Annotated in this window: 12 protein-coding genes; 10 read left to right on the forward strand and 2 right to left on the reverse strand. The window is 42.2% G+C overall.

What is annotated here, in order from left to right; genetic code table 11:
• Nucleotides 1-150 precede the first annotated feature (150 nt).
• From DUL71_RS30715 to DUL71_RS30750, 8 genes are all read left to right on the forward strand, one after another.
• Nucleotides 151-1377 carry an RNA polymerase sigma factor gene (locus tag DUL71_RS30715; protein WP_114941647.1) on the forward strand — a complete coding sequence of 409 codons (1227 nt, stop codon included), beginning with the start codon at nt 151-153 and terminating at the stop codon, nt 1375-1377.
• A gap of 172 nt (nt 1378-1549) precedes the next feature.
• Nucleotides 1550-2020, forward strand: a complete 471-nt coding sequence (locus DUL71_RS30720; RefSeq protein ID WP_114941648.1) for a YHS domain-containing (seleno)protein — start codon at nt 1550-1552, stop codon at nt 2018-2020.
• A 45-nt stretch (nt 2021-2065) separates the two neighbouring features.
• Nucleotides 2066-2509: a YHS domain-containing (seleno)protein gene (locus tag DUL71_RS30725; protein ID WP_114941649.1), complete on the forward strand. Its 444-nt coding sequence runs from the start codon at nt 2066-2068 to the stop codon at nt 2507-2509.
• A 172-nt stretch (nt 2510-2681) separates the two neighbouring features.
• Nucleotides 2682-3365: a phosphopantothenoylcysteine decarboxylase domain-containing protein gene (locus tag DUL71_RS30730; RefSeq protein WP_114941650.1), complete on the forward strand. Its 684-nt coding sequence runs from the start codon at nt 2682-2684 to the stop codon at nt 3363-3365.
• Between the two features lie 11 nt (nt 3366-3376).
• Complete coding sequence (locus tag DUL71_RS30735; protein ID WP_114941651.1) at nt 3377-3784, forward strand: DoxX family protein; 408 nt, start codon at nt 3377-3379, stop codon at nt 3782-3784.
• Between the two features lie 23 nt (nt 3785-3807).
• Nucleotides 3808-4308 carry a DinB family protein gene (locus DUL71_RS30740; RefSeq protein WP_114941652.1) on the forward strand — a complete coding sequence of 167 codons (501 nt, stop codon included), beginning with the start codon at nt 3808-3810 and terminating at the stop codon, nt 4306-4308.
• Nucleotides 4296-6083: an NRDE family protein gene (locus DUL71_RS30745; protein ID WP_114941653.1), complete on the forward strand. Its 1788-nt coding sequence runs from the start codon at nt 4296-4298 to the stop codon at nt 6081-6083. The genes DUL71_RS30740 and DUL71_RS30745 overlap by 13 nt, the downstream gene beginning before the upstream one ends.
• Nucleotides 6080-7180, forward strand: coding sequence for a thioredoxin family protein (locus DUL71_RS30750; RefSeq protein WP_114941654.1), 1101 nt, complete (start codon nt 6080-6082; stop codon nt 7178-7180). Before DUL71_RS30745 ends, DUL71_RS30750 begins: the two co-directional genes overlap by 4 nt.
• Before the next feature lie 81 nt (nt 7181-7261).
• Here the strand turns inward: DUL71_RS30750 and DUL71_RS30755 are convergent, their stop codons facing one another.
• The gene (locus DUL71_RS30755) at nt 7262-8233 is read right to left on the reverse strand and encodes an alpha/beta fold hydrolase (RefSeq protein ID WP_114941655.1); all 972 of its coding nucleotides are present in this window, start codon (nt 8231-8233) and stop codon (nt 7262-7264) included.
• Nucleotides 8234-8322: 89 nt separating this feature from the next.
• Between DUL71_RS30755 and DUL71_RS30760 the strand changes: the two genes are divergently transcribed.
• Nucleotides 8323-9177 carry a LysR family transcriptional regulator gene (locus DUL71_RS30760; protein WP_114941656.1) on the forward strand — a complete coding sequence of 285 codons (855 nt, stop codon included), beginning with the start codon at nt 8323-8325 and terminating at the stop codon, nt 9175-9177.
• A gap of 109 nt (nt 9178-9286) precedes the next feature.
• On the opposite strand, the gene DUL71_RS30765 is transcribed toward DUL71_RS30760, so the two are convergent.
• Nucleotides 9287-11023 (reverse strand): discoidin domain-containing protein, encoded by a 1737-nt coding sequence (locus tag DUL71_RS30765; protein WP_114941657.1) that lies wholly within the window; start codon nt 11021-11023, stop codon nt 9287-9289.
• Between the two features lie 288 nt (nt 11024-11311).
• On the opposite strand from DUL71_RS30765, the gene DUL71_RS30770 reads away from it, so the two are divergent.
• A complete protein-coding gene (locus DUL71_RS30770) occupies nt 11312-11719 on the forward strand; it encodes a DUF6855 family protein (RefSeq protein ID WP_114941658.1) in 408 nt (135 codons plus the stop codon).
• The last annotated feature ends 31 nt before the right edge of the window (nt 11720-11750 follow it).

Below are 11750 nucleotides of genomic sequence, written 5' to 3' on the forward strand. Positions count from 1 at the left end.
CGTGCGATTGCCACGTCGTTCCTCCTCGCAATGACATATTTTAGCGATGCTAACTATCTATCCCAATGCAAACCCAGGAACTCATCCCACATTTATTCCGTACAGAGTACAGTAAAATAATATCGGTGNCGATGCTAACTATCTATCCCAATGCAAACCCAGGAACTCATCCCACATTTATTCCGTACAGAGTACAGTAAAATAATATCGGTGCTATGCCGCCGCTTTGGGTTTGATCAGATGGAAACCGCGGAGGATATAGCCAGCGATACTTTCCTTACCGCGGCGCAGGCCTGGAGTTATAAGGGTATTCCGTCCAATCCAACGGCCTGGCTTTATAACGTTGCTAAAAACAAGGCAAAAAACCATTTACAGCGTAACACCATTTTTGAAAGCAAGGTATCTCCGGAAATAAAAACCGATGATGCTTATGAACAGGATATCGATCTATCCCCTAAAAACATTACCGACAGCCAGCTACAGATGATGTTTGCCATCTGCCACCCGGCTATACAGCCCGAAGCCCAGATCGGGCTTTCTTTACGGATCCTTTGCGGTTTTGGGATTGATGAAGTTGCCGAGGCTTTCCTGGCAAGTAAAGAGACCATTAATAAACGCCTGTTCAGGGCCAAGGAAAAGATCCGCAACGAGAATATAAAAATTGAAATGCCTGATTTGGCTGAAATGGATAACCGCCTGGAAAATGTACTAACTACCATTTACTTATTGTTTAGCGAGGGCTATTATTCGGTAAGTCAGAACCAGGTATTGCGTAAAGACCTCTGCTTTGAGGCTATGCGCCTTTGTCATATGCTTATTGAAAACGAAAGCACCAACAAACCGCCGGTTAACGCCCTGCTTTCGCTCATGTATTTTCACGCTTCCCGGTTTGAGGCACGTACAGACCAAAACGGCGGACTGATATTATACGACGATCAGGACACCAACCTCTGGAACCAGGATCTTGTAGCCAAAGGCGCCTGGTATTTAAACCAGGCCACTACAGGTAACCGCCTATCAAAATATCACCTTGAAGCCAGCATAGCTTATTGGCACACCCAAAAAACAGATACTAAAGAAAAATGGGAAAACATTTTGCAGCTTTATAACCGCCTGCTGCAAATAGCGTATTCGCCGGTGGCTGCACTTAACCGCACCTTCGCGCTTGCCAAAGCTAATAGCCCCCGAGAGGCTATCATTGAAGCCGAAAAACTTCAACTTACTGGCAACCAGTTTTACTATACACTGCTTGGCGAACTGTACACCGGCATTGATAATAAACAAGCAAAATTCAACTTTCAAAATGCCTTAACACTGATAAAAACACCTGCCGATACCGCCATTATTCAAAGTAAGATAGATAAGCTTCAGGATTAGCCCCTCTTCACAAACACCCACAAACAACTAATAAACAACACCTTATCAACAACAAACATACTCCTAAAATCTCTTTTACCTCTACATTTAAATGTTTTTTCTGATTCGCTGTAAGGTTTGATGATCGGTCCCGACAAAGAGGGAAAAATCAGACATCAAGTTTAACACAATCATGAAAAAATTATTCAATCTACTGTTAGTAACCGTGTTTACTGTAAGCGTCGCTTCGGCACAGGCACAAACAGATGTTCGCAAAAAACAATTTAATTTAGATAATACCGGCCTTGCCATTGAAGGCTATGACCCTGTTGCCTACTTCACCCAACAAAAGGCTATTGAAGGCAAAAAAGAAATCTCCCTCGCCAATAATGGCGTTACTTACAATTTTGCTACAATACAAGACAGGGACTTATTTAAAGCCAACCCCGCCAAATATGAACCGCAATACGGTGGCTGGTGCGCTTATGCTATGGGCGCGAAAGGCGAAAAAGTTGAGATAGATCCCAAGACTTTCAAACTGCTTGATGGTAAGCTGTACCTGTTTTATAACAAGTTTTTCAACAACACTAAAAAATCATGGGATAAGGACGAAGCTAACCTGAAAACCCGTGCCGATGCCAGCTGGGCTAAGATTGTCCGCTAACCACCGTTCAATAATTAATTATAAATCAACCAAAAACCACAGAAAATGAAACGCTTTTTTATTATAGCGGCACTGGCATTGATTACCGCTATCCAGACCTATGCACAGCAATCAGAAATATTTGCTCCCGGTGGCAAAGCCATTAAAGGGTATGACCCGGTCGCTTTTTTCAAAGAATCAAAACCGGTAAAAGGCTCCGAAAAATTTCAATATAAATGGAAAGACGCTACATGGTTTTTCTCAAATAATGAAAACCTCGAAGCTTTTAAAACTGACCCTGAAAAGTATGCTCCACAATACGGCGGTTATTGCGCTTATGGAACCTCACAAGGTCACAAGGCACCTACCCAGACAGATACCTGGTCGGTTGTAAATGACAAGCTGTATTTCAATTATAACGATAAAGTAAAGGAACTGTGGGAAAAAGACCAGGCAACCCTCATCAAAGCAGCCGATGAGAAGTGGCCTGAAGTGAAGGGACAAAAGTAAAATCTAAGGAAGGAAAAGCGCGGGCAATGTGCGATTCCTTCCCGGGGGGAAGGAGGAGGAAGGGGTTTCTGAAGCTTGCTCGAATCGACGGGCGTAGAAACCCCTCCCTGCCACTTCTCTGTCAACCGCACCCCTCCCAGGGTGGGAATAAAAAGAAACCACAAGCAAACAGATGAAAACTCCAAACAACAAACCTATAGTACTGATTACTGCCGGCCCAACCCGCGAGGCTATTGATCCGGTGCGTTTCATCAGCAACCATTCATCGGGCAAAATGGGTTACGCCATTGCCGGGGCGTTTTTAGAAAAGGGCTTTGATGTCGTCCTGGTTTCGGGTCCGGTCAATATCAGCTTGTCTCATCCCGGGCTTACAGTTATTCCTGTTAACTCGGCAGATGAAATGTATGCAGCTTGCCAGCCTTATTTTTCAATAGCCTGCGTCGCGGTATTCGCGGCGGCAGTAGCCGATTATAAACCGGCGCAGGTATACAGCCAAAAAATGAAAAAATCGGCATATGAGTTCAGCCTGCAAATGGTTAAAAATGTAGATATCGCATGCGAGTTTGGTAAAATCAAACGTAACGATCAGCTATCAATTGGATTTGCCCTTGAAACTAACGACGAGGAGCAAAACGCCCTTAAAAAACTTTACACAAAAAATCTCGACCTGATAGTATTGAACTCCGTACAGGACAAAGGCGCCACATTTGGGTACGATACCAATAAAATCACCATCATAAACCGCGATTTCCAATTTCAGTCATTCCCCCTTAAAAACAAAGCTGAAGTAGCTAAGGATATTGTTGCCGCGGCCATTAAACTATACCAACAACCGGAAAAACCGGCGCAAGCATAAACTCAACAATTATGACATACACACAATTCAATATACTGGTTTGGAGCCTGCGTCTCTTAGCGGCTATTATTATGCTGCAAACCTTGTTTTTCAAATTCACCGCCGCGCCCGAGTCGGTTTACATATTTACTAAACTAGGCATGGAGCCCTGGGGGCGTATAGGTATCGGCAGCCTGGAACTTGCGGCGGCTATACTCATCATTATTCCGCGTACAACCGGCATTGGTGCTTTGTTAGCTGTAGGGTTAATGGCCGGCGCCATTTTTTTCCACCTAACCAAACTGGGCATCGAGGTACAGGGTGATGGAGGGCAGCTTTTTATACTGGCAACACTGGTATTCACCAGTTCGGCAGTATTGCTTTTTATTTTCCGCAAAGAGGTAATAAACCTCATTCCTTTTCTTCATCAACAAAATTAAACCACCGCTAACAATATAGTATTATGCAACTTGCACAACCAATCTCCAACCTGTTGGAGCAACTACAATATATAATTGACGAACTTAGCCCAATACAATACACCCAACCAATAAAGCTGTTATCGCAATCAAGCATCGGTCAGCACACCCGTCATATCCTCGAGTTTTTTATTGAACTAAGCAAAGGTTATGAAACCGGGATGGTTGATTATGACAAACGTGTCCGCGATAAAAGCATCGAAGCCGATAAAGATTTCGCTATTGCAACAATCCGCCGTATAGGAACCAGCATTCAAAAGCCTGATAAAGAGCTATTACTTCAGGCAGAATACGGAGATGGTGAAGCACATTCTACGCAGGTTTTTTCAAATTATTACCGCGAGCTGGTTTACAACCTCGAGCATACCGTTCATCATATGGCATTGATCCGCATTGGTGTAAACGCTGTATCAAATGTGGTTATTCCTGACGAATTTGGCGTTGCCGCATCAACACTTAAGTATCGTAAGGCATGTGCACGGTAACCTATGTCCCCACCAAAAACGGATTTCAGCTAACCTCAAACCGAGATGAAAATGTTAACCGGGGTCAGGCCATAGCGCCACGCCAATACCATACAGGTAACAACATACTGTTATACCCTAAGGATGCCGACCGTAACGGCAGCTGGATAGCCACAAAAAACAATGGGGATACCGTTGTGCTGTTAAATGGCGCTTTTGTAAAACATACAGCTATGCCGCCTTACAAAATCAGCCGGGGCCTGGTACTTATAGATATGATCAACGCCGAAGATCCATACCTGTTCTATCAAAACAGTGATCTTAACGGCGTAGAGCCCTTTACGATAATCCTTCATTCACATGGCACACTGTATGAATTCCGGTGGGACGGAACACTTAAGCATATTAAGTTATTGAACGGTAAGGCGGCGCACATTTGGTCGTCGGCTACTTTATATAATGAGGCCGCGGCAGCAAAGCGGGCTACCTGGTTCAACAACTGGCTTAAGTCGGCCAATCCCGATAAGATAGAAGATATTATGTATTTCCATCACCATGCCGGTGAGGGCGATGATAACGACGCGCTGGTTATAAACCGCGGTGGCAAAATGAAAACCGTAAGTGTTACCAATCTCAACGTCGATCCGAAAAATATTGTCATGACCTACCATGATCTTCGGGATGGCAATAAATATGTAAACGATCTGGCAATTGACAGCGCAACTACGGCTAAACAGCCTATCGCCCTGCCACGCTTTTTTGCTTTAAAACGCTTTTTTATCAAACTTTTTAACTGGGAATACTGGTCGTTGAATACCGTTTATGCCCCCATTATGTTTTACTGGTTTTGGCTGAGTTTTAAGGCCCGTTCGTTTTTCTTTTTCAATGCAGCCAATCCACAAATTGAAAATGGAGGCTTTACATTGGAAAGTAAAGCCGAGATCTATGACCTCATTCCACAGAAATATTATCCCAAAACCATACTGTTTAAAACAGGAACAGATTTCGGGCAGATCAAAACAGCCATAGAGAACAAAAACTTTCGCCATCCATTAATTGCCAAGCCCGATATCGGCGGCAGAGGAGTATTAGTTAAATTGGTACATAATGACACCGAACTGCGGGAATATATCCAACAAATCAGGGTTGATTTTCTGATTCAGGAATATATTAACTATAAAAACGAGGTTGGCATATTTTATTATCGCATACCCGGCGAGGCAAAAGGCCATGTAAGCGGCATAGTAGGAAAAGAGTTTTTAGCCCTTACTGGCGATGGCATGCACACCATGATGCAACTCCTCGTTAAGGAACCCCGCTACCTGCTGCAATTGCCTGTATTAATAGATACTTATGGAGATAAATTGAATAAAGTTTTACCTGCCGGCGAGTCAATAACCCTGGTGCCCTATGGCAACCATGCCCGTGGCGCTAAATTTATTGATCTTAGCAATCGCATCACCCGCGAACTTACGGTGGCCATGGATAATATATGCCGCCAGATTCCCGGATTCTATTTTGGCAGGCTCGATGTGATGTATAATAGCTGGGACGAGCTAAATCGCGGCGAGAATATATCCATTATAGAATTGAACGGAGCCGGCAGCGAGCCAACCCACATTTATGACCCTAAACACTCTATCTTCTTCGCCTGGCGCGAGATCATCACGCATTGGAAATTGCTTTATCGCATAAGTAAGCTCAATAAACAGCAAAAAGGCCTTAAGTACATGACTTATAAACAAGGCATGAAGATGCTTAAAAACAATACCGAATATTTAAAACTGGTATCATGAGCGCGTCAAAACAGTTAAAACTATTTTGGGCGGCTTTCAGCATCAGCTTTGTTGGGGCGCTGCCCATTGGCACATTGAACACCAGTGTAGCCAACTTCGCACTCAACGGCAATTTTAGCGGGGCGGCCTGGTTTGCGCTTGCTGCTATTTTGGTAGAAGTGGTGATAGTCCGCGTAGCCCTGGTTATTGTTGATAGGCTGATACGCTTAAAAAAGTTGTTCAAAATATTAAGCATCGCGTTTTGCGTCGTGATACTTATGCTGGCTTATAAAACATTGGAAGCCGCCTTTCATATGCGTAACTTTCAGGATGTGCTGCCATTTGTGGGCATGAACCCATTTTATTCAGGCTTGTTATTGAGCCTGCTTAACCCGCTGCATTTGCCCTTTTGGATGGGCTGGACGGCGGTTTTAAAAAGCCGCAAACTTTTAAACAACTCCCCCCGGGCTTATAACATTTTTATAACAGCTATAGGCACGGGCACATTGCTTTCATTTATTATCTATGGTATTGCCGGCAATTACCTCATGAACGCACTTAAAGCCCAGCATAACCTCATTAACTGGATATTGGGTTTAACCCTACTGATAACAGGCCTGGTGCAGGCCTTTAAACTTATTGCGGCACAAATACAATTAAATAAAAAACCCATGAAAAAATCAGCTCAAATATTATTACTGTTCCTCGCAATCACAGTTGCAGCACTTACATCATGTACCCAAAAGTTTAAACCAAGGCTTAATTCGCAACAGGGTATCAATTTTAAAACAACTTCGCTTGCCGACGCCCAAGCTTTGGCCAAAGCCGAAAACAAACCCTTGTTTGTGTTTGCCCACGCTTCATGGTGCCCAACCTGCAAACAAATGGAACAGGAAATATTAATTAAAAAAGAACTGGGTGATGCTTTTAATACAAACGTTGTGAATGTGGCTATCGATATCGATAGTAAAGATGGGAAAAAGCTTCAGGAGCAATATCCTATAAGGGCAACCCCAACTTTGTTCTTTTTTAATGCAGATGGTTCGCCCGCAAAAAAACTGGAAGGATTTACTACCATTGACGCTTTATTGGCTGAAGCCGGCGAGTTGAAAAGGTAACAAATTCTTCAAGCCTCCTTCAACAGGGAAGCTTGAAAAATTTTTAAAGCCCTCTCCTCTGGAGAGGGCAGCATTATATTATTACTTAGGCAATCCGCCTAAAAACTCCAGTACATCCTGTCCTATTTCTTTGGCATGTGTTTCTAACGCAAAATGGCCGGTGTTATAAAACTTAACTGTCGCGTTAGGATTGTCCCTTTTGTAACCTTCGGCACCTGCAGGTAAAAAGAACGGATCTTTATTGCCCCAAACAGCTAACAGTTTTGGTTTGTGCTCTCTGAAATAAGCCTGAAATTTAGGATATAAAGCCACGTTAGTACGATAATCAAGCATCAGGTCAAGCTGAATTTCCACATTTCCGGGGCGGTCGAGAGTTTGTTGATCGAGGATATAGCTTTCAGGAGCAATTAATGACGGATCAGATACACCTTCAAAATACTGGAATTTGGTCATTTTCTCTTTTACGAAGTCCCTTAAGGCATCCCTGTTTTCCAGGCTTGGGTCCTGCCAGTATTTTTGGATCGGGTTCCAGCCGCTGCTCAGGCCTTCTTCATAGGCATTACCATTTTGAGAGATGATACCGGTTATTTTTTCCGGATTAGCCAGTGCCAGTCTCAAACCGGTAGGTGCGCCATAATCAAATATGTAAATAGCAAAACGTTTAAGGCCAAGCTCGTCAATAAAAGCTTGCATGGTGTTAGCCAAATTATCAAAAGTATATTTGAACTGGGTATGATCCGGCATATCTGTAAAACCAAAACCCGGCAGATCAGGAGCCAGTACATGGTATTTTGTACTTAAAGTTGGGATCAGGTTCCTGAACATGTGCGATGATGTTGGGTAGCCATGCAATAACAAAATAGTTGGCGCATCTTTAGGTCCTGCTTCGCGATAAAAAATATTTAAGCCGTTAGCTTTGATGTTGCGATAATGAATTTGATTGGTTTCCATGGTTTGTGTTTTTATAGTTGAGTTTTTTGTTGATTGCGCATTAGCCCCCGCTACAAAGGTAGTTGCAGCCAAAGCGGTTATTATCAGATTTTTAATTTTCATTTACTGTGTTTTGATGATTCAAAATTAATATCGATATTTGATTATTAAAAACGATTAATAATGATATAAATAATCATAAATTATGATTTATGAACACTAATGATCTCAAAATATTTGAAGCAGTAGCCGCTAATGGTAGTTTCACTAAAGCCGCCGAGGCCATGTTTACCGTACAATCAAACGTTACCGCGCGTATAAAAAACCTGGAAGAAGAATTTGGCGCCGATCTGTTCACCCGCACATCGCGCAAGGTAGCGTTGACCAGCGCGGGCGAAACGCTGATGCAATACAGCAAACAGATTGATCATTTAATGCAGGAAGCCAAAAAGGATATTAAAAAATTTAGCCAGGTAAGCGGCAACCTTAAAATTGGTTGCATTGAAACTACTATGGCCTTTAAAGTTCCGGATATCCTCACCCGCTTTACCGAAGCCTACCCTGATGTGGACCTGGAGTTTAAATCGCAAATGCGCAGCGACCTCATCAATGATGTGATCAACTATAAACTGGATGCGGCCTTTGTATCGGCGCCTATCAATTCGCCCGAGCTGGAACAATTACATATTAAAGAAGAACAACTGGTGATCCTTGCCCCGGCCCATGGCCCCGAGCTAAAGGAATTGCTCATGAAACAGCCGCTTAAGATCATCGTATTTGACCAGGGGTGTGTATTTCGCGCCCGGTTGGAAGCATGGCTTAACGCCAAGGGCATCATCCAATATAAAAGCATTATACTGAATTCGCTGGAAGGGATCATCAATTTTGTAGAAGCTGGTTTAGGCATCAGCATTCTCCCTGCCGAGCTGATTGAGCAATATTACGCAGGCCGTAAGCTTAAAACGCACATGCTTAATAAAGAATTGGGTACAATGTCTACGGTGCTCATCTACCGTAAAAATGTACCGCAGTCAAGAGCTTTAAAAGCCTTTGTAGAAATGTATTGAGCAGGAAATATTAAGTTATTAATATCTGTAAGTATGTAAAACATTTTCTTAATAAAAAGAGAGCTTATGTTAAGCTCTCTTTTTATTAAATAGCATTGACACTTTCAGATTATGGATTATATGTCCAAACGTCGCCCGAGCGCATAGTAACCTGTGGACTGGTATAAAGCAAGGTGGTACCGTCAGTATCATAAACATAAAAATGCCCGGTTTCCATATCGGTGTTCATATATAATACTACCAGGTTTGGGCCATGAGCTTTCTCAATATCGCCCCAGCGCGCATTTGTTCTGTCGCTTATAAAAATAATCTTCTTTGTAAGCCATCTTGCGTGCAATGAGTTTTGACTGAGGTTGCTGTTAGGGCCGGCTCCATAAATAATACCATATAATCTGTTTGCATTAGTAACAAATCCCATAGACGTTATAAAAAGATCATTAGCATTATAGTTTCCGAATAAAAAGTTACTACTCGGAAAACTGGTAAGACTGTTACTTAGGCTATACCGTAGTTCTTGTCCGTTGTTGTGGTGCATACCCATCAAATAGTAAGTTGAATTATTATAGGTAAATGCCTTTACATCCTGCGCAACAAGACTTTCGGCCAAAGCATCCCCTATATAGCTAAAGTTTACTTTATCAGTGCTCACTGCATGATGCACAGTTCGTTGGGTTTCGGAATCTGTGAAGTTATTGAAATACAAATGATAGATTCCGTTTTCTAAAAAGCCCACATTAGATCCATTTACATTAGCGGTACTCCAATTAGTGTATCCAGTCATATTAACCAAATAACTTGCGTTACCGCTATTAGGAGTCCAGTTAACACCATCGGAAGATGTGGCAAATCCTGGTTTATTTTTTGCCCCTGAACCAAAAGGCAATGATGTATAATACATCAACCAACTTCCGTCTGGATTTTTCAACACCGTTTCATTATTAAGATGATCCCAGGCGCCATTACCAACTACCAAAGTATGTGTGCCAAAAGTTATAAAGTTGTCATAACTCACGGTTACAAACACCCTGTCATGTTGGCCTTCTCCATTGTCCCACCCTCCATAATAGATATTCCATGCACCGTTATAAACTATGTTAGGAGCGTAGATATTGGGATAGCCATTTATAATATTGTTGTTTGAAACAATTAATGGGTCACGGTCGTCCTGGGTCCAGTTAAAAATGCGTGTTGGGTTAAATGAGTCGGACCCCGAATTATTAATCCGGTTTTGTTGAACTGAATTATCATTACCAGTCCACTTGAAATGATCAAAACCAGCGTCATATCCTGCGGCAACCTCCGCAAGTTGGAAATAGTAGTTCGACCCGTCGGTACCCAGCTTGGTTACTTCTATTTTAATACCCGTTGTATGCACTGTAACCGGCAGTGGTATCACTACCGGTAAATTAGTTGTTGATTTTTGTGGATTAACAAAATTTGTGAATGACTTAGAGGCCACCCAGGTTGAGCCCGAGTAATAATAAATGGTAAAATTTGAAGGAAAACTCAACCCCGAGTTATTAGTGCCATATCTTGGTGTCATTTTCACGTAGTTTACATCGCTGGCGGCACCAAATTGAAACTGAATATATTCTGTACCCGCTGAGCTTGTATGTAGCACTGAGCTCCAGCATGTTGAAGTATTATTGTCAATAGCATTTGATGCGGGCCAGGAAGGATAAGTTGAAGAAACTGAAACGCTTGAAATGGGGAGGTCTGTTGTAACTGATGTTGCTTTAATTGTTTTAGTACTTTGAAAGTCAGCTTTTTTTTCCAAAATATCTTTACTGCAGCCACCGAGTAAAATAACGCTTAATAAAAGCATTAAGTTTAGTAAGTTTTTCATGATAGGTAAGTGTTTAAGAGGCTTTTTATAGTTGCCCCGTGTTTATGGTAAAAATATTTAATTGTTTAATGGTAAATAATATTTAGCTACAGAAATTTATACACAACTCTCAACGCTTTGCTAATAATTAAACAGTATTAATGACTTTACAACATCCAATTATATTAATTTATCAATGCACTAAACAATAAAGCATTTTAATGAGCCATATTTAACATCCAAAACCTTAATTTGCAGTATCATTTTTAAAGGTGACCATTACCAATTTTCTATAAATCTCAATTAGCGATGGAAAACAATATCGGCACAAAAGAAAACCCGATGGCCCTGAAAACGCCGCCATTAACATCAGATTATACCATGCACCTTGATACAAAAGATGGCAACCCAGTTTTGGTTTGTACTGTTGGCAAAACAGTGCTCCACTATGATTATCGCTGCCTGGCCGATCTGCATGCCATGCTAACCGCTCATGGCGACTGGATGGAACTTGGCAGTGCCGATGAACAAAAGCCTGCGAAGGAAGGAACCGTTGAGGCCTGGGGCCGTTCAGAAAATAATCCTGTTGGAGGATGGTACGGCTTAAAGAAAGGACTTCGGGGCCGTTTTGCCATGTACGTACCTCCGCTGATGGAAGCCTTAGGTATGGTTGAGCTAACACATGATGCCAAAGGCAATAAAGTAAAAGCAAAATAATAAGAAGGGGCTGCTTTAACAGACAGCCCGT

Source organism: Mucilaginibacter endophyticus, from assembly GCF_003351025.1.
Lineage (GTDB): Bacteria > Bacteroidota > Bacteroidia > Sphingobacteriales > Sphingobacteriaceae > Mucilaginibacter > Mucilaginibacter endophyticus.